Consider the following 18,975-nt stretch of genomic DNA (forward strand, 5'->3'; position numbering starts at 1 on the left):
AGATCGGTTACTATTTTGGGCAAGTTCATATCTCTTCTTTTTTATGCCGTTAAACTGTTGGTACGGTACCGCCATCGATGACGAATTGTGTCCCTGTTAAATAATTGGCTCTTGGTGAAACCAGAAAACCAACTAACTCAGCTACTTCTTCTGGTTCGGCAGGTCTGCCATAAGGTATTCCGCCCAGGGCATCCATGACACTTTGTTGCGCTTCTTCAACAGTACTATTGGCATTTCTTGCCAGTTCGCCCAGCCAGGCTTCCGAGGCTGTCGTATTGATCCATCCCGGCGATACTGTCAGCACCCGAACACCTTGGGGGCTAACGCCATTGGATAAACTTTTGCTGTAATTGATCAACGCAGCTTTTGCCGACGCATAAGGCAAAGTAGAATCATACAGCGGTAACTTGCCCTGGATCGAAGCAATGTGAATAATAACACCACTTTTCTGATCGATCATTTTTGGTAGAAATCCTCTGTCCAACCGCACAGGTGCAAGCAAATTAGCTTGCAGGGTTGATTCCCAATCTTCATCCGATAATACCGCAAAGCCCCCGGCGGGTGTTGTTGAAGAACCGAGGTTATTCACAAGAATATCCAGCCTTCCATAAGTTGACAACACTTCGCTGATAACTTTCTGGGTACCTTCCGGCTTACTTAAATCGGATGCGATAAAATGCAACTCGCCGTTTTCTACTTCCGGTGCGTTCCTTGCCGTAATGATCACTGTCGCGCCAGCTTGCAAAAGTCTTTCTGCGATAGCTCTTCCGGCTCCTTTCGTTCCTCCCGTTACCAGGGCAATCTTGCCCGATAACTCATTATTGAAATTAAACTGTTCCATTGTACTGTCCTGCTTTTAAGAATTATTGATAGGACAAAATTGGTGCGTAAATGAAGTTTAGACAAGTACGGTATTACGATTCATATAGGGATAAATTATTCCCCTATTGTCCAAATCGGAACATAGGTTTAATTTTGAATTATGTATGAAAGAAAGATAACTCCGAACCTGAACTGCGGGCTTGACCTGATCGGTGAAGTCCTTTATGGGAAATGGAAAATCCGCTTGCTGTGGTTTATCCATACTGGTCACAAGCGCCCAAGCGAACTGCAACGCAAGATCCCCGACGCCTCACGCAGGGTCCTGAATATTCAGTTGAAAGAATTGGAGGAGCACGAACTGGTTACGAGAAAAATCTATCCCGTTGTACCGCCCAAAGTGGAATACAGCCTTACCGAATTTGGCAAAACTGTAATCCCTGTGATTGCCGCATTAGGACAATGGGGCGATGAGCACGAAGAACGTTTGCGGGATGTGATTTTGAAACATATCGTGGGTTCTGATTTGGATATATCCTAATATTCAGCCCGAGGAAGGTTAATATCAGCCTGATGAAGTGATCTTATAACGGCCCAGGGTTTAACGCCTCATCCATAATGTTCGCCCGGCTCCACTCGGACATCAATGTCATGATCTGCCGCAGTGACTCACCTTTTTGGCTCAGCGAGTATTCTACGCGCGGGGGGATTTCCGGGTACGCCTTGCGGAGAATGATGCCGTCGGATTCGAGCTCCTTCAAAGTCCGGGACAAAACTTTCAAGGCCATGGCCGGGATGGTTTTATGAAGCTCTCCGAAGCGCATAGGCCCTCTTAGCAGCAACCAAATGATGGGCGGCTTCCATTTCCCTCCGATCACATCTATCGTCGCCGTAATAGGGCACTCGTCCGCACTATGATATTTAACGTTTTTTTTCTCTTCCATTTCGCGTCACTGAACCATTTAGTACCTTTTTGTCATTAGTTGACAAAAAGGTAACTACTTGACAAAAGTAAATTAATGGCTCAACTTCGTCAAATAAAAACAAATAGAGCAATGAAAATTATTATCATCGGTGCCACGGGCACGATCGGGAAACATGTTACAAAAGCGCTGGACGGCCAAAGCGAAATCGTAAAGGTGGGTTTAAACAGCGGAGATTATCAGGTGGACATCAGCGATATTATATCAATTAAAGAGTTGTTCGAAAAAGTTGGCCGGTTCGATGCTTTGATCAGCACGACCGGCGATGCACATTTCGGTCCGCTTAGAGATATGACAGATGCGGAATTCAGGATCGGCATAAACAGCAAACTAATGGGTCAGATCAACCTCGTGTTGATAGGCCAGCACTATATTAATCCAAAGGGTTCATTTACACTCACATCGGGCAGCCTGAGCGAAGATCCTATTGTGTCAGGTGCTTCGGTAAGCGCGGTCAACGGCGCCCTCGATTCATTTGTCAGGGCGGCAGCTATCGAGCTGGAAAATGGCGTACGGATTAATGCAGTTGGGCCGGATGTTGTGGAAGAATCACCTGCTTATTTTCCATACTTTCCTGGTCATATCCCGGTGACAATGCACAGCGTAGCGCAAGCCTACGTAAGAAGCGTATTAGGCGCACAGACCGGGCAAATATATAAAGTGCTATGATGTAGTCGCCCTGGTTTTCGGGGTAAGCATTAGCCGATCAGGGGAAGGGACTTGCTAGCTTCATACCAGCAAGGTCCAGCCGGCAAATTAAGGTTTATCCGCTTAATTGCTATATTTGTGGGCTGATCGATGCGTACAGTTATACTTTACATATGGCTTATTACTACGATCCTGCCGACGTTTAGTCAGTGGGGTACGATCGCATACTATAAAGTTAACAAGGAATATATCACGCGCGTCCTCTGTCAAAACCGTGACAAACCGCAGCTTCACTGTAATGGAAAATGCTACCTTGCCAAGAAGCTGAAAGAGCAGCAGCAGAAGCAAGACCAGCAAACCAGCGACCGGGTTGAAAGCATCCCCACACTCCAACTGTTTGCTTCACCATTAGCATTTTTTGAATTCGCTGCAGAACACCTGCCGGTAGCGAGCACTGCCAATTTTTCGTATAAGTTGGCCTCTTACCATGCTCCACTTTCCAACCTTGTCCACCCTCCCTGCGCGTAGCACAATTTTTTGATCCAAAATGCCGCTTCGGGCTTCGTCAACCATGTTGGTTGTCCGGACCGACACATCTTTTTTAAATCAGAATATATTTGCTCGCACTTCAAATAATGCGAGCCGGCTAACCGCATAAATCGATGAATATCAAAGTTTTATTATTGCTAATTTTTAGCATAGCCTTTTCCCTGCAAACATTTGCACAATCCGGGCTTGGCGCCCTTCACGGACGGATCGTGAATGCCGAGCAGCAAGCTATTTCGGGCGCTTCCGTCGCGTTGCAAGGCGCTGCAACCGGTACGGTTACCGACACCGACGGCCAGTTCAGCCTTAGGGGTATTGCGCCGGGAACATACGTGTTATCCGTTTCGAACGTAGGCTATACTGCTTATACACAAAGCCTTCGCATCACCAAAGGCAAGAATGTATTTCTAAACCTGCAACTTTCCGAAAGCAAGCAGGAACTGGAAGAAGTGCTGGTGAGTGCCGCAATGCACCGCTACCAGGTTCTGTCCTCCAATTCGTCGACGCGAAGCAACACGCCGCTGCTCTCGACCCCGCAATCCGTACAGGTGATGTCGTCCGCAGTACTTCGCGACCGGCAGGCATTCACATTAAACGAAATCGCGGGTTCTTTCACGGGGATGAAGGCCAACAATGGCAATGGCAATTTTCAGATCCGCGGCTTTACTGCGTACTCGCCCAACGATGCCAGTTTTTTGCTTTATAATGGCATACGCGGCAATTTGTTTTTGTGGAGCCAGCAGCCATTGCTTTACAACATCGAGTCCGTAGAGCTGCTTCGCGGGCCGTCGGGCGCATTGTTCAGCGAAGGATCACCGGGTGGTGTGGTTAATTTTGTTACCAAAAAACCGCTGACCGAAAAGCGGGCGAGCGTCGATCTCTCCCTGGGAAGCTGGGCATTTGGCCGTGCGTCGGTCGATTTCACCGGGCCCATTGATCGCGAAAAGAAGATTTTGTACCGCGCGATTGTCGGGTATGACCGGGGCGAAAGTTTCCGGAATTACCAGGAGAAACAAAACCTTTTTATCGCGCCTTCATTGACCTACCTGGTCAACGCCAAGACTTCTCTGAACCTGGAACTGAACTATGCATATTCAAAGGCCGTCCAGCAGTACGACAATGGCAGCTTTATCTATACCCGGCCTGATGGCACTTTTGATTTCAACCATTATTCCGACAAGCTGACGATCCAGAGCCCGACAGATTATGGTAAAACCCGCAACATGTCGGCGACGTTGACCTTCGATCACCAGATCAACGAACACCTTAAACTGACCGTAGTGGAGCGGGCAGTACGGAATGTACTGGATTTTACAGACCACATTCCGGTGGGAAGGATTAGAAACGACTCCATCAGCCGCGGCTATCAGGACTGGCTCACGGACAGGTTCAGCCTTCAAACGACCGCTTTCGCTACTTACACTGCCAAAACCGGCGCGATCGGGCACCAGATTATCGTCGGTGCCGACTATAACCGGTACGGCTGGACGCAAAACGATTATCAATACAAGGCTTCGACACGCATTTACATTCCCAATCCGGATTATACCGGCAGCGTTCCCGACGCCTCCGTGCCGGCAGACGAGTCGGATGATAACAAGCGGGTTACGAACCTGATCGGCGGTTATATTCAGGATCAGGTGAGCGTGGGAAATAAATTGAAAGTGCTGCTTTCCCTGCGCTTCGACAATTACAATGCGAAAGAAACGCCGCTGTCGGACCGGGACAACAAGCAAGGCGACGAGCTGCAAGCTTCCGGCTGGATTCCACGTATCGGATTGGTTTATTTGCCGGTGAATAATGTTTCGATTTATGGCACGTATCTCAAATCCTTCAACCCGCAAACGTCCAATAATGCACTGGCCGGCGGGCCATTCCCGACCCGGAAAGCAACGCAATATGAAGTGGGTTCGAAAGCCGATATACTGGATGGCCGCTTGTCGGCTGGCTTGGCGTTGTACCAGATCAACTATGCCAACATCCTGACGGCCGCACCGACGGAAGAAAACTCACACCGTCAGGCCGCGATCGACGGGACACGCAGCCGCGGCGGCGAGTTCTCGGTAACGGGGCACCTGGGAGCCCTGAGTCTGATCGCCGGATATGCATTGAACGAGCACGTGCTGGTGAGCACGACCACCTACGGCAAAAAAGGCGACCGGTTCGCGAATGCGCCGAAACACCAGATCAACTTTTGGGGTAAATATGCGCTTCCTTCCAATGTGCTAAAAGGGTTCAGCGTGGCAGCGGGCGTCCGGTATGTGAGCGATCAGGTGGGTCTGTTAAGCAACCAAAACTTCGTTTTCCCTTCTTATACGGTGCTCGACGCGGCCCTTTCGTATCAGCGCAACAGGTTCCAGGTGCAAGTGAATGCCTATAACCTGGCCAATAAGCATTACTTCACCGGCAGCCGTTCCGGCGTAACGCTGGCGGGATTAGGCGATCCGTTCAATGTAAGAGTAGGAGTTAGCTACCAACTCTGGTAAGCAGGCTATCGATATATGAGCAAGAAAGCAGCATATACCCGAACCCTTTTCAGGCTGCACAGCTGGCTGGGCCTGACTACCGGGATTTTCCTGATTTTGCTTGGTTTAAGCGGCTCCGTTCTGGTTTTCAGAACGGAGCTTGACCGCTATTTCAACCAGGAGCTCCTGCACGTATCACCGGTGACCCGTACCGGGAATGACCAGGTTTTGAAGCGCTGTTATGAGACCATAACCAGCCGCTACCCAAACCTGGACGGCATCGCCTGGGTAAACCCCGATGCGGGGCCTACCGATGCGTACAATTTCAGGATCTATTTCAATGACGCCCGCCTGCTCACCTACGATCTCGGGCTGATCTCGTTTGATCCGTACACCGGTGCTATCCTGCGTGAAGGGCCGTCAGGCGAGTTTACGCCGAGCTTTGTCGAATGGCTTTTTCAGTTCCATTTCAGCTTCCAGCTCGGCATCCCCGGCGCAGCATTGACGGCCGTTTTTGGCATTACAATGCTGCTTTCCCTGATCACCGGAGCCGTCGCATATCGTAAGATGCTGTGGAAGGTGATTGGTTTTAAAATAAAAATCAACAGAAAAAACTGGCGGACGATCAGCTCAGATTTGCACCGGATTGTGGGCGTATGGTCGCTGCTGTTGAATGCCTTGATTTTCTTCACGGGATTCTGGATGAACCTGTTTGCATTCAAAGCCAAAGCATGGGAGGCCGAGCAGGTAACCACCCAGCCCAATACGCTGATGACCGCTTCACCGGACCTGATGTTGAAACAAGCGCTTTCGGCCATGCCGGATTTGCAGCCGACCTACGTGTACCTGCCCACACAACCGGTCCGCAAGTTCGAAGTGCGCGGTTACGCGACTGCCCAATCAAAAATCTGGGGAAGCTCCAATTCGGTGAAGATCGATCAGCAGACCGGCGAGTTGATATCGATCAGCAGGTTTTCGGACAAACTGTTAGGAGAGCGCATCGAAGCTACATTCTTTCCGCTGCATGTCGGAAATTTTGGCGGCATTCCGGTCAAGGTTTTGTATGTGATCATCGGTCTTACTCCCGGCCTGTTATCTGTCACAGGCTTTTTGCTTTGGTGGCGAAGAATCAGAAGTTCAAAGAGAAAATTGGATCGAAGGGGCCCAGTGGTGTCATCCAGGACGACATAGTATCCTTACGCGGCGGGTGTTGAGCCGAACAAATGCAGCTCATGCCCGGTCAGCGCCGGCGCTGACGCAATTCGTCGACGCCTGCTTTAAAAACGGCAGAAAATAGCAGGATCTGTTGATCAACTTCAATCAAATAAACTTGATCTTCCGCAAAGCAAAAGCCGTCATCCGGAGCAGTAACCAGCCGTGTTTGAAACGTGAAATGTTGGTCTCGCCATAGGTTCGGGCCCGGTAGCGGATCGGGATTTCGATGAATTTGAGATTGAGCCTGGCTGCACCGAAAATGAGGTCGAAATCGCCGAACGGGTCGAAATTGCCGAAATAGGAGCGGTTGGCTGCCAATTTGAGATAGTTTTCCCTGGAAATGACTTTCGTGCCGCAAAGCGTGTCCTTCAAATTCTGGCCTAGCAGCCAGGAGAACGCCAGGCTGAAAAACTTGTTGCCGACCAGGTTCAGGAACCGCATGGCCTCTTTTTCCATCGGATACACGAGCCGGGAGCCGTTGATGTATTCGCCTTTTCCATAAGCTATTGCATCGAAAAATTTGGGCAGTTCTTCCGGTGCTACCGTCATGTCCGCGTCGAGGATCATCAGAATATCACCGCTGGCGAGGTCAAAGCCTTTTCTTACCGCATCGCCTTTGCCTTTGCCGTCCTGCTGCGCCCATTTGATGTCATACCATGCCCGGTAATGTGCACCGAGCCGCTGAATTTCTTCCCACGTCTGATCGGTGGAATTTCCCTCGATAAAGATCAGCTCGGTGTGCCTGCCCATTTGTGGTGTGCGCTGGATGAGTGCCTCGATGTTGCCTTTCTCGTTGCGGGCTGGGATGATGACACTGACGCTCAAAGCATCGGCAGGTTTTTGTTCCGTCCGCTTGCTTCTGGCCACCAGGCACGTGAATAATCCCAGGCTGTTGATCAGTGGCAGGTTACCCATGTAGCGGTTTAGAACCGAAGAAACCAGGGGAATGTATTTAGGGAAAATCATCTTCCTCTGATGATCAATGAGGTCAAAATCAGTAAGATGGAGGAGCGAGGTGATATCGCCGGTATCCAGCCAGTTTTGCCTTTTCTGAGGCATTTTCAACCCCAGCTTTTCAGCCAGTTTCAGGATGGGGCGCCAGATGAAATTTTCGGAGGTAATGATGAGTCGCGTTTGCCGGGTACAAACCGGGTGAATGGCTTCAAACACCATCTGCACATCCGTGACACTGCCTATTGTGTCGCTAATGATCACATAATCAAATGTTTCGTTCAGGCTTAGGTGCTCCGCATCCATTTCATGGTAGACGTAGCCGGGCCGGTGCGTGCGGGCAAAACGGACCATCTCCGCTGAAATATCGATTCCAACACCTCTGGACGGCCGGAGCTGTTCCAGCAGATATCCTGTTCCGCAACCGATTTCGAGCACGGCCGCGCCTTCGGGAATGATAAATTTCAAATACCTGACCACCGACCGGTGGTAGTAAGCATTTCTCCGGATCCATTTTTCTCTTTCTTCCCCAGTCATTTGAACGTCTGATTGTACCAGCTCGAATCGGCCAGAATTAGTAAATGCTGATGGGGGATGGCCGTGTAGCCCTTGCCCGGTAATGAGGGATAGACACCGTTTTGGAGCAGATTTTTTTCATAAACCAGCATCAGGGGTTTTCCAAGCATGTACGCAGGATACCTTCCGTCCAACGGCCAGAAACTGGGGTAAACCCCTTCGAAATAGCGGAAATATTGAAACGGGACAATGACTTCCGACCTCGCGGGCATCGCCCTGGCGTAGCCGTGCAGCTCGCGTGGGAGGCCGTCGGGATATGGATCCAGGCCAAAACGGGACTTGATCATATAGGATACGTTGTGGCTAAGGGTACCCGGTTCGGTTTCAAGGGTGAAATGATGGGCGACCAGAAATGTGGCGAGAATGAATTGCAGCACACATCCCGTCAATACCCAGCTGAATGCTGCGCGGCCGGGCATAAAACCTGCCTGTGCCACCCGGTAACTCCAGTAAATGAATCCGCTGAACATAAAAGCCCACAAGCCGCTGATCCTTGGCGGATAGGAAATGCCGGGGTAAATCGTTGGAAAATAATACAATGCTTCCGTCGCGAACATGACGAGCAACACCGTATAGCAAACTGCCAATGTCCAGATGATCAGCCCTTTGCGCGGAAACGTGCGGAGCCAGGGCACAAACGGGATTATAGCTAAACCAAAAGTGAGCACACCCACCGTCAGCGAAAACAGCACGTATAAAAAGAAAGTCGTGTTGAATTTCGTATGGGCAAATGCCTCGCTCAGGCGGCTGGGTTTTACGCCGTTTAGATAAGATAGCCACCACAAACCGGCCAGGAATAAAGCCACGGAAGTGCCGACAATGATGACGTTTCGTTTGTTCAGCAGGTAGCCAGCCCAATGCCTGGTCGGGTCCCGGATCACCCTGTCTACCACCGAACAGAAGAGAAAAAGGCAGCAAATCAGGACAATGGAAGACTCTTTCAGCAAAAGAGTGAGCATGAGCCATACGATGCTTATGCCCCATTTGCGTTGTGCCGCGCTCAATGCGAGCAATGCAAGCAGCGGAACAAAGTATTGCTCGGGATGCCAGCCGAAATAATCGGTATACATGAAGTAGGCCATCGGGCCAAACACATATATCGATGCTGCAAGCCAAACCGCCTGCCGTCCGGCCACGGCTGATCCGGCAAAACTCCGATGATACACGAAGAAAAACACGCCCAGCAAGCACACATAGGCGAGAAAAAGCCCGTTAACACCGAACGGTTTCGTGAAAATGCCGATCAGCGGAATGAAGTAGTAGTTATGTTGCTGCGCATGATTTCCGTAAATGGTGTCGAACAGAAACGGTCGCCCGTCCAGCCATCCTTTGCTCAATTGAAGGATCACCATTCCATCAGCGTACTGCTCGGGACTGGTTTGAAACTGGAATACTTTAAGAAAAAACCAAACAACGCAACCAACAACAGGGAGCATCAAAAGAAGTGCGTTCGCTAATCGGTTGGCAGGATGGCATGACATAACCGCAACTTACCATTCGTTTACTCTATTTGAAATACATTTTCCTATAATTTATTCAAAGTGACGGGGCTGACGAGACCATTCGACGAAAGCTTCTCAATGCGTTCCCGTCGTATGCCGAGCCAGGCGGCCCCGTGGCGAGGAAAGGAAAGACAGGACATCAGGCCGGGAGAAACTGCTGATATAAGCTACTGCATGTGTAGTAGATCAATACCTGTTTGGTGTACAAAAATACCAGGATCAGGTGATTGTACGAACCCACGGGATACCCCAATTTTGAGCACCCGGTCCCGGTATAAGGCTTCTGGAATTCGATAGCGATTAGCTGAAATATCGGCAGTTGATTGACACGCATGCTAGCAAACCGACCTGGCACGGCGCATGCAAATTGAAGAAAACGCCTCAAAGCTGGTGAGCAGGACTCCTCATTTACCCAATAACTAATTTTTACATTCAATGAAACACCTTTACCATCCGACAGGATCAAAACAGCACTATTTTGGGCTTTTACTTTTAGTTATCCTTTTTAGCCTGTCCAACGCGTTCGGCCAATGTCCGGCAAGCATTGACGTGATTTCCACGAGTATCACCACGGCGACCTGCCCTTCCAACGGGGCTTTTACCGTTAATGCCACTGCGGGAACCGGCGCCACCTACCAGATCACCTCGGGGCCGGTGGGTTTTCCAACCGGCGCTCAAAGCTCAAGCACATTTGAGGCTTTGCTGCCAGGTACCTACACCGTGAAGGTAGCGTGCTCGGATGATCCCAATGTGTTCACTACTACCACCGTTGTGGTGCCCACTTCATATGTGCAGGTTGCGGCCAGTTCCGTGGCCGCCGATGTATGCGTGGGTGCAGGGGCGGGCGGGGTTATCAACACGACCATTACCGCCGGCAGTGCTTCGCCTTATTCTTATGCATACTGGGTCGGTGATCCGGCCGAGAATGATCAGAACCTGACCTACCAGGTCCAGAACACAACCAGCCTGACCGACGCGCATGCGGTTCCCGCCTTTGGCAACTACAATGTGCGGGTTAAAGACGCGTGCGGGGTTTTCATCACCAGGGAGGTGACAGTAACAAGGGATATCCCCGAAAATCTCTGCGTGACCAGTGCGCGGCCTCGCCGGGATGGAATGACTTGTGCCGAGCTTCTAACGAGCATCAAGCTGGAACTCACATTTTCTTCTTTGTTTTCAGCATTACCCTATGGGAAGAGCATCGATGTGGAATTCTACGAGAATACAGGGACCTGTGCGTCGCCTGTTCAGGGGGCCTTGATTAAAACAGAAACTTATGATAATACCTCCCCATTTTATCCGACCGTAATTGTTCCCAATTTTATAAACTTGCTCATTGTCACCAAGACGCCCTGTGGTGATGTTTGTACCTATTGTTATGACTATGGGACGTCCTATCAGGCCGTAAGCATCAATTTCAGCATTCAGCCCAGGGGCTGCCCGGCATCGCCCAGCGATCCTATTCCTTACAGCATCAATATCTCCGGTGGGGTTAATTATGTGTTACCGGTGACCTTTACCATCAAAAACAGCCTCGGAATCGATATTGCGGGCTCCCCCTACGTAGCGACGACCGAGGCTGACTTGTGGCATGAATTTCCAAATCTTCCCCCTGATACTTACACGGTAGATGGAACAGATGCCTGTGGCGCGCCTCTTTCAGCCACGTTGAATTCCGGCACCGGCACACCGGTACCATTAGCCCTGGGAAGTATCGGCGGGTACGCGGGATGCACCACCATCGAAGGCCGCACCACCATGTCGGTGTACATTAGCGGCGAGATGGCCAACTATGGAAATGCGGTAGCGACGATCGTTGCAGGCCCCAATCTGGTCGGGGTTGCCGGTGTAAACCGCGCCTGGGGGGTATGGGAATGGCCCAACGCCATACCGGGCGCCACCTATACCATTGAAGTGAATAACCTTTGCGGTCAGACCGAGCAGGTAACGGTAACGCTGCCATTGTCGGTGCAGACATTGGATCAGCACACAACGGCCACGGCGGAACAGCTGTGCGGCGGAACAGGTAATATCGTTATCGCAGCGACCAACAACGGCTACGGTACATTCAGTTTTGATGTGAAAAATAGTGCCAACGTAACTGTTGGTACAGGAACGGTGCCTGGGATAACGATCAGTAACCTGCCGCCTGACACTTACACCGTCAATAGCCACATGATTGGTTGCGGGCCCTACGATTACAGTAGTCAGGTCGAGATCCTTCCTGCCGGGCAGGGGCCGGTAATTACCAAGAAAATAGGCATTATCTGTGAGGACGCCAACGGAGACCTCACGAGCACGGGCAATGCGCTGCTGGCTTTTACGGGTGCCAAACCGCTGAAATTCGAATACCGCCTGACTTCGGGAACTGATGCAGATTATGTGACATTGACCGGCGATTCGGATGGTACCGAGACCATTTCGGGATTAACACCCTACACATCGTACACTATCCGGGTGACAGACAATTGCGGAAACTCTACGGTAACGCAGGTTACCATCGGCAAGCTTGATCCTGTCAAAGTTGAGAATACACTGCAACCATGCGCGGGATCTTCCTATGCTCTAAGCGTACCGGATATGGTGGATGCTACCTATACCTGGACGAAGGACGGCGTTACGGTTTCCAATCAGCGTTCGATTAGTTTCAATCCTTATCAGGCATCGGATGATGGAACATATGTTTGCACGATTAACATACTTGGTGGTTGTGTAACCCGGGTAACTACGGTCCAGCTTAGCAGTACCCATTGCAACCAACCTTTGCCTGTTACCCTGGTAAGTTTCGAGGCCGCAATTGTCGAAAACAAGGCAGTACTTACCTGGAAAACGACCAATGAAAAAGATTTCAGCCATTTCGAGATCGAAAGAGGCAGTACCGCGACCTCGTTTAGCCCGATCGGCCACGTAGATGGGAACGCAGGGGGAAGATATTCTTTTGTGGACAAGGAAACCTTATCCGATAACCAGTATTACCGGTTGAAGATGGTCGACAATGACGGAACTTATGCTTACAGCCGCATCAGGAGCCTGAACTTTAACCGTAACAGCTCCGGCGTCTACCCCAATCCTGCCTCTGATTTCCTCATGGTAAATGCCAGGCTAAGTAAAACGATGAAATCGGTGGAACTGGTCAGCGCAAATGGCAGCACAGTTTACAAAACAACGAATGTGCCTGCATCCGGCATCAATGTCAGCAAGTTTGCGCAGGGGATATATCTGATAAAAATAAAATCCAGGGATGGCAGTGAACATATTCAAAAGGTTTTCATAGCCAGATAGGTGCAGTAATGCAACACTGGTTCGCTGGAACTACAAGGATTGGGTGGTCGATTTATAGCTTTTGGCAAAGCACTTTAATCGGCCGCCCCTTCTTTTGCAGGGATATCGGCAGATGCACATAGCGGACCGCTGGAAGCAAATCAAAGTCGGAGAATTTATTATTGAAATGCATGCGTCCATATTTCTACGTTTTCCAGTCTCTATACCTGACTGATTTATAAACCCTTAAAATGTCCTATGCTTCGCGCTACATGCATACTTACAACACTACTGGTCGCTGCGCTATTTGGGTGCAACAAGCTAATTAAAGTTAATCCAGATACCGATAGCGCCCCCGACCAAGCAGCTGCGGTTATCCGGAGCCGTTTCCCGGCAGCTTCCGATCTGGCTTTCAATACCCTGGTTAAGGGCCGGACCTGGGACGCTTCATTTCAAGTGAGCAACAGCCGTTATCGGTCCGTTGTGGATCGGACAAGCATTTTGACAACTTCCCGCTCCGGGAACGAAAGTCTTCATGATTCACTGGTAACATTAACTAACAACCTGTTTATGAGATGGGGAACGATCTCAAATATCCGGGAAGTGCTGCCGGATAATGGAACGGGCGCAATAAAATCCTCATACCTTGCCGACTACGCGTGGAAAGGAAACCTGTGGACGTTAAAAATCACTTTTGCCGAGCAGGGATCACCCTTTTATCACACCGTGACGATGATCCCGCGAATCGATCTTGAATATGTTACCGCTGATCTGGAGTCGCTTCCCGCGAAGGCGCAAGAGGTTCTCAAGGAAAAGGGACAATGGTCGGGCGTAGTCAGGGTACGTATAGACCATACCGGAAAGCGAACCTATCTAACTCCATTTTACAGATTCGATGATGATGGGGTACCTTTTTTCACCGGTTTAAACAATGTCGTCAACTACGCCAGCATGGCAGAGATTTCGCCCGGTATCCACGACTATTTCAAGCATACCAGTGGTTTTTCAGAATTGAGTTTCTCGTCGGGAACCAGGTTCGATGACGGGAGTTGTGCTGGCTACTCGCTATATCTCGCCAATGATAATGAGAAAGTTTCTGAAATGTTTCATTTCATTTTTTCAGGATCAGGGTACATCGTTACAGAATCCTATACGGCGTCAGTCAAGCCATAGAGAAATTATCAGCTCATTCCTCCGTACACTATGATTTGCCTTGCAATGGACAGTCATGCCCTAATTGAGACTTTCGATGTTTTTTAGTAAAAAAAACAGATTCCATGATGTAACCGAACTTGTAAAGGCGTGCCAACACATGGACAGGCGCGCGCAAAATATGTTGTATGAAAGATACATGAACAAAATGCTGGGGGTTTGCCGGAGATATGCGCGGACCAACCTTGAAGCAGAAGATATTTTCCAGGAAGCATTTATGAAAATCTTTCAGAAAATGAAGGACTTGAAAAATCCGCTTCTTTTAGACAGTTGGATTAAAACCATAGTCATCAGGACGGCGATTGATTATTATCAACGCACCACAAAGAGCGAGAAACTTCAGGTGTGCCTGGATTCGATAGATTTTGAACGGGAATCCGGCGAGCATGACAGGATTTTTTATCAACTGGATATGGAGATTTTAATCAATGTCATTAGTGAATTGCCTAATGGTTATCGGGCCGTAATCAACTTGTACTTTATCGACGGTCATACGCACGCCGAAATTGCCAAGCTACTTGGTATAGAGGAATCAACTTCAAAATCTCAATTGCGCAGGGGGAGAGACTTGCTCATTAAAAAATTGCAGAAGAAAGGAATCATGGCTTATGAAAGACTATGAGGAGCACCCTGAAAATGCGTTAGGAAAGTTGCTAAGCGAAAGTTTTGCCGATTTCGAGCTTCCGGCAAACCCCGCTTTAAAGGAAGAGCTTTTCAGGAAAATACCATCCCGGCGAAGTCCGTCCCGATTCTATATTTTACCCGTCATTTTAGTGATCGTGGGAAGCACGTTTCTCCTGACTCGCGGACCACATCGTGAACCTGGCTCACCAAGCTTTTCAAAAGCCAGCGGAATAGTTGCCAAGGGAAAGGTTAGGACAGCATCACCCGTAGTCGACCAGGGCGGGGAAAGGATAGCGTCGGCAGACCCGACGGCGGAAGACCATCGCATACCGACTCGGCCGGTACGAATCGGTCAAATGCAAACCGAAATACGTCAGCACCGCGGCACCCCTAACACCTTGGGCGAGGTGGAGACAGCGCTTTTCGCAAATGACAACAAGCAGATCTACGTCCAGCGAGAAGGGCTCCCCGGCACATTAATCGACTCGCTCTCGCCAGGCATCATCCCGCTTTTAAAGCCAGTGCCCTTCCGTGAAATTCCGGGACCGGCCTTGCCATGCAGGATGCAATCGGCATTCCCGACAGGGGAACAGCATGACATACCAGGTTCCGATGTCAAACGGACTGCAAGAGCATTTGCGCCTAAATGGTCGCTTTCAGTCACGCCCATGCAATCATTTCAGGTTATGAAGTTATGGTCTTCACCGCAATTGAGTCTTCAGAATATCCGGTTTTCACCCGTCTTGTCATTGCAATCGAAGGCAATGAAAGTTTCGGGGGGTCTGGAGGCATTTGGGGTGGGCCTCCTGGCTAGTTACAGCTACATCGGCAATCGTGTCCATTTTGAAACGGCCACGGATGAGTACATCGTCGTACCTTCTGACAACCAAAGCTATGCTGTTATCCGAAAAGGAATGCCGTTGGTAAGAGAGGAAAGCCTCAATCTGCTGAGCATCGGAATACGGAAAAATATCACTTTGGGCCGCGGCCGCCTCAGTAATTATCGCGGAGCCATCGGCCTGGACTACTCACGCATTCTTGCCAAAAAACGAAGCATCACGATGGCCGGCATTGGCATATACCGGCAGTGGAGTTTTGGAACAAATGCTAGTCTCTTCGTCGGCCCCTACGCGCAGGTGGGGCTTACACAACGGGTCGTGATTCCCGGTATCTGGAAATACAGACCTTACCAGTTAGGGATTTCTGTCGGGATCCGAAAAAATTAATGAATCCGCTTGCTGTACGGTCCCTTCGTCACTTAGCAGGGTTAATTCTTCATAAATCAAACTGGGTTAACTTCTTGCTCAGCTACCATCTCGGCTGTCAAGTAAATTCGACAGTGAATTAGGATTAATTGTTACATCGACCGGTTTTTTGCGAAGTACATTTACGGTAACCAAAGTTCTAAGCCAAAGTTTTTGCCTTATCCGACAGGATAATACTGCTACTTTTTGGCCTGGTGCTCACTGTGCAGGTAACGGCTCACGCCAGCATTCGCTATAACCCGGCGGGGATGGCTTCCGGGCGGGCGCGGGCCGGGTTAGTACTTCCTTGTTTCAATTAAAACTATTCTGATTTGATGAAAAAATTACTTCTGAAGACCGCTTTCGGACTCATGCTCTCGGGTCTCTTTTTCCCTACGGTAAATGCGCAGGTAGGCGTCGGTACTTTGACCCCGGACGCAAGCGCACAGTTGGACGTGACATCGGCAACGAAGGGGGTACTTGTATCGCGTATGACATCTGCCCAGCGCGGGGCTATTGCAAGCCCTGCCGATGGTCTGCTCGTATATGATACAGACACGAAAGGTTTTTGGTACCACAAAACCGGTACCGGCTGGACACAGATCAACAATGCGACGTTGTCATTGCCCTATGCGGGAAATGAGAATAATGGAGGCACGTTATTTTCGATCACCAACGAGGGAGATGGCACTTCGCTGGAAGGCGTCAACAACAGCATTACCTCAAGCGTCAGTGCGGTAAGGGGCATTGTGTCCTCTGCTAGTCCGGGGGGCTTCTCTACGGGCGTACGCGGCATTAATAACGGTACCGGGGGACTTGGTATTGGCGTCTGGGGCTCGCACGCCGGTTCGGGCTGGGGCGTGTATGGCGTCACTCCTAACGGCATAGGCGTGTACGGGAATGCAAGTGCAAACGGTTACGGCGTATATGCCAATAGCAACGCCGGCACTGGTCTGTTTGCGGCCAGTAGTAATGGGATACCGGCAAATTTTGCCATTAACAACAATGCTAATAATAACAACGTACTAAATGCCAGCACAGTAGGGAACGGCACTGTTGTCAATATAAGTACCACTGGTAATGGCAGAGGTGTGCTGAGTTCTACGGGCGCGGGTATTGCTGTACATGGCATCACCAACAACCAGACATCAGCGGGTATATTGGGCAATAACAGTGGTGCGGGGGAGGCCGTTGTGGGCCTCACTACCAGCGACATTGCAGGTGCGGTAGTCGGCCGTAATGATGGGGCAGGATATGGGGTAAGGGGATTTATAGCAACGAACACCAGCGGCACGGCCATCGCCGTTTATGGACAGGTGGGGATAAACAGCAGTACCGGTCGGGCCGGCCGTTTTCAGAATTATAACGCCGCTAATACCACAGCTAATACGCTGGAGGTAGAAACGAATGGTAACGGGAATCCTGATAATACGCAAGGTAATGCTGCCTCTTTCCTGGTGGATAATACCAACAGCGTGGCAGCAGCGGTGAGAGGAGAGGTGACAAGTACGCTCAGCAGTTTCGGTGCAGCGGGACTGTTTGGGGTTTCCTCGGGTACCGGGGGCTTTGCAGGTCTGTTCCATGCGTCGAACCCCGCTGGCAATGGCCCGGCCCTGGTAGCGATAGCAGACGGTCATGGTAATGGCGTAACCGCCAATGCAGGCATCGAAGGACATGGCGTAGAAGCTACCGCAGACGGGACCGGCAATGCGGTTTTTGCCTGGACGCCCAGTTTCAGTAATGGCAAAGCAGCTCAGTTTGTAAATTATAATACTGCCAATACAAAACCGGTGCTTACCGCTGAAACACACAGCAACGGCAATATTGCGTTGTTTAAAAGCGGAAACCCTGCTACTGTAAATGTAGCACGTATCGATGCTAATGGAAAGGGTTTTTTTAATGGCGGTACGCAGAGCAGCGGGGCCGACCTGGCAGAAGCTTTTGACGTGATAAGCGAAGTGTCTGAATATGAGCCGGGAGATATTTTAAGCATTGCCACTACGAAGGACCGGACCGTGGAAAAAAGCAATGGAGCCTACTCTTCCCTGGTATTGGGCGTGTATGCAACGAAGCCTGGTGTTTTGCTTACCGAAGAGAATATCGACAGCAACCTGTCCGGAAAAGTGCCTTTGGGTGTGGTGGGCGTCATCCCGACCAAGGTATGCAAAGAGGGTGGTGCTATTCTGCGGGGAGATTTACTCGTTACTTCAACCATCCCCGGTGTCGCTATGAAAGCCGATCCGGCCAGGGTAAAACCCGGACAAATTATAGGTAAGGCTTTGCAAAATTTTGATGATGACCGGATTGGTAAAATCAATGTGTTTGTAAACATTAAATAAAACCTTAATCAACCCAATAGTATGAAACCTTATCTGATCATTTTTGCCATACTTCTGACAGGAACAGCAGCGAAAGCCCAATCTGCCTTTAAAACCAATGAAAGTATTTCGCGCCAGTTACGAAACGGCACAGCTCCCGGCCTTGTTTACGGCAAAGCGGAGTCCGTCAAAAAAGAAACACCCACCGGACCCGTCAGTGTGGAAAGTTCTGGTAAATACATCAGAAATAACGCACTACCGGGGGAAATATCCGAACCGAAAACGCCCGCAGCGAAACGTCAAACCGATTTGTCCGGACCAACTAAACCGGCCGTAACCCTGGCAAGTGACAAGCCTGCGGAGAGATTTGCCCCGGTTGAAAAAGTGGTGCCGCCCAAGAGTGAACAATAGCTAAATCCCGAACCAATGGCGTCTGAAAATGACAGGCCAGGGCAGTACATTTTTACGGAGATAAAGCAGCTTTGCAAAAAAATACCCCGTAACCGGACACCAGCGTCCGGTTGCGGACACTAAATCTCACAGGTTGCTAATTAGTACGTTGTTTGTCAGTCGATTAGCTTGGTAAATGCTTTGAGCATGTTATTTTAGGC

At 50.0% G+C, this 18,975-nt stretch carries 14 protein-coding genes; 10 read left to right on the forward strand and 4 right to left on the reverse strand.

Annotated elements, in window-relative coordinates:
* Positions 1–49 precede the first annotated feature (49 nt).
* Complete coding sequence (locus H144_RS0129945) at positions 50–841, reverse strand: SDR family oxidoreductase (protein ID WP_019945825.1); 792 nt, start codon at positions 839–841, stop codon at positions 50–52.
* A gap of 141 nt (positions 842–982) precedes the next feature.
* Between H144_RS0129945 and H144_RS0129950 the strand changes: the two genes are divergently transcribed.
* The gene (locus H144_RS0129950) at positions 983–1,360 is read left to right on the forward strand and encodes a winged helix-turn-helix transcriptional regulator (protein ID WP_019945826.1); all 378 of its coding nucleotides are present in this window, start codon (positions 983–985) and stop codon (positions 1,358–1,360) included.
* 43 nt (positions 1,361–1,403) lie between these two features.
* Here the strand turns inward: H144_RS0129950 and H144_RS0129955 are convergent, their stop codons facing one another.
* Positions 1,404–1,763, reverse strand: coding sequence for a winged helix-turn-helix transcriptional regulator (locus H144_RS0129955; RefSeq protein WP_019945827.1), 360 nt, complete (start codon positions 1,761–1,763; stop codon positions 1,404–1,406).
* 111 nt (positions 1,764–1,874) lie between these two features.
* Here H144_RS0129955 and H144_RS0129960 point away from each other — a divergent pair, with 111 nt between their 5' ends.
* From H144_RS0129960 to H144_RS0129975, 3 genes are all read left to right on the forward strand, one after another.
* Positions 1,875–2,471, forward strand: a complete 597-nt coding sequence (locus H144_RS0129960) for a short chain dehydrogenase (RefSeq protein WP_019945828.1) — start codon at positions 1,875–1,877, stop codon at positions 2,469–2,471.
* A gap of 641 nt (positions 2,472–3,112) precedes the next feature.
* A complete protein-coding gene (locus tag H144_RS0129970) occupies positions 3,113–5,482 on the forward strand; it encodes a TonB-dependent receptor (protein WP_019945830.1) in 2,370 nt (789 codons plus the stop codon).
* Positions 5,483–5,497: 15 nt separating this feature from the next.
* The gene (locus tag H144_RS0129975; protein ID WP_019945831.1) at positions 5,498–6,652 is read left to right on the forward strand and encodes a PepSY-associated TM helix domain-containing protein; all 1,155 of its coding nucleotides are present in this window, start codon (positions 5,498–5,500) and stop codon (positions 6,650–6,652) included.
* Between the two features lie 129 nt (positions 6,653–6,781).
* On the opposite strand, the gene H144_RS0129980 is transcribed toward H144_RS0129975, so the two are convergent.
* Entirely contained in the window at positions 6,782–8,164 is a 1,383-nt protein-coding gene (locus H144_RS0129980) for a bifunctional class I SAM-dependent methyltransferase/glycosyltransferase family 2 protein (RefSeq protein WP_019945832.1), read from the reverse strand.
* The gene (locus H144_RS0129985) at positions 8,161–9,639 is read right to left on the reverse strand and encodes a hypothetical protein (protein ID WP_169409447.1); all 1,479 of its coding nucleotides are present in this window, start codon (positions 9,637–9,639) and stop codon (positions 8,161–8,163) included. Before H144_RS0129985 ends, H144_RS0129980 begins: the two co-directional genes overlap by 4 nt.
* Positions 9,640–10,140: 501 nt before the next feature.
* Between H144_RS0129985 and H144_RS0129995 the strand changes: the two genes are divergently transcribed.
* From H144_RS0129995 to H144_RS0130020, 6 genes are all read left to right on the forward strand, one after another.
* Positions 10,141–12,987, forward strand: a complete 2,847-nt coding sequence (locus tag H144_RS0129995; RefSeq protein WP_019945835.1) for a T9SS type A sorting domain-containing protein — start codon at positions 10,141–10,143, stop codon at positions 12,985–12,987.
* Positions 12,988–13,224: 237 nt separating this feature from the next.
* Positions 13,225–14,139, forward strand: a complete 915-nt coding sequence (locus H144_RS0130000; protein WP_019945836.1) for a hypothetical protein — start codon at positions 13,225–13,227, stop codon at positions 14,137–14,139.
* A 76-nt stretch (positions 14,140–14,215) separates the two neighbouring features.
* Positions 14,216–14,800, forward strand: coding sequence for an RNA polymerase sigma factor (locus H144_RS0130005; protein WP_019945837.1), 585 nt, complete (start codon positions 14,216–14,218; stop codon positions 14,798–14,800).
* Complete coding sequence (locus H144_RS0130010) at positions 14,787–16,028, forward strand: hypothetical protein (RefSeq protein WP_019945838.1); 1,242 nt, start codon at positions 14,787–14,789, stop codon at positions 16,026–16,028. Before H144_RS0130005 ends, H144_RS0130010 begins: the two co-directional genes overlap by 14 nt.
* Before the next feature lie 353 nt (positions 16,029–16,381).
* Positions 16,382–18,385, forward strand: a complete 2,004-nt coding sequence (locus H144_RS34515; protein ID WP_019945839.1) for a beta strand repeat-containing protein — start codon at positions 16,382–16,384, stop codon at positions 18,383–18,385.
* Positions 18,386–18,406: 21 nt separating this feature from the next.
* A complete protein-coding gene (locus H144_RS0130020; RefSeq protein WP_019945840.1) occupies positions 18,407–18,775 on the forward strand; it encodes a hypothetical protein in 369 nt (122 codons plus the stop codon).
* Positions 18,776–18,975 lie beyond the last annotated feature (200 nt).

The organism is Dyadobacter beijingensis DSM 21582, assembly GCF_000382205.1.
Taxonomy (GTDB): domain Bacteria; phylum Bacteroidota; class Bacteroidia; order Cytophagales; family Spirosomataceae; genus Dyadobacter; species Dyadobacter beijingensis.

Bases quoted from the DNA above. Each gene is read 5' to 3' on its own strand.
- H144_RS34515 (WP_019945839.1), top strand. From the start codon at position 16,382: ATGAAAAAATTACTTCTGAAGACCGCTTTCGGACTCATGCTCTCGGGT.
- H144_RS0129995 (WP_019945835.1), top strand. From the start codon at position 10,141: ATGAAACACCTTTACCATCCGACAGGATCAAAACAGCACTATTTTGGG.
- H144_RS0129970 (WP_019945830.1), top strand. From the start codon at position 3,113: ATGAATATCAAAGTTTTATTATTGCTAATTTTTAGCATAGCCTTTTCC.
- H144_RS0129955 (WP_019945827.1), bottom strand. From the start codon at position 1,763: ATGGAAGAGAAAAAAAACGTTAAATATCATAGTGCGGACGAGTGCCCT.
- H144_RS0129950 (WP_019945826.1), top strand. From the start codon at position 983: ATGTATGAAAGAAAGATAACTCCGAACCTGAACTGCGGGCTTGACCTG.
- H144_RS0130020 (WP_019945840.1), top strand. From the start codon at position 18,407: ATGAAACCTTATCTGATCATTTTTGCCATACTTCTGACAGGAACAGCA.
- H144_RS0129985 (WP_169409447.1), bottom strand. From the start codon at position 9,639: ATGCTCCCTGTTGTTGGTTGCGTTGTTTGGTTTTTTCTTAAAGTATTC.
- H144_RS0129975 (WP_019945831.1), top strand. From the start codon at position 5,498: ATGAGCAAGAAAGCAGCATATACCCGAACCCTTTTCAGGCTGCACAGC.
- H144_RS0130000 (WP_019945836.1), top strand. From the start codon at position 13,225: ATGCTTCGCGCTACATGCATACTTACAACACTACTGGTCGCTGCGCTA.
- H144_RS0129980 (WP_019945832.1), bottom strand. From the start codon at position 8,164: ATGACTGGGGAAGAAAGAGAAAAATGGATCCGGAGAAATGCTTACTAC.
- H144_RS0130005 (WP_019945837.1), top strand. From the start codon at position 14,216: ATGTTTTTTAGTAAAAAAAACAGATTCCATGATGTAACCGAACTTGTA.
- H144_RS0130010 (WP_019945838.1), top strand. From the start codon at position 14,787: ATGAAAGACTATGAGGAGCACCCTGAAAATGCGTTAGGAAAGTTGCTA.
- H144_RS0129960 (WP_019945828.1), top strand. From the start codon at position 1,875: ATGAAAATTATTATCATCGGTGCCACGGGCACGATCGGGAAACATGTT.
- H144_RS0129945 (WP_019945825.1), bottom strand. From the start codon at position 841: ATGGAACAGTTTAATTTCAATAATGAGTTATCGGGCAAGATTGCCCTG.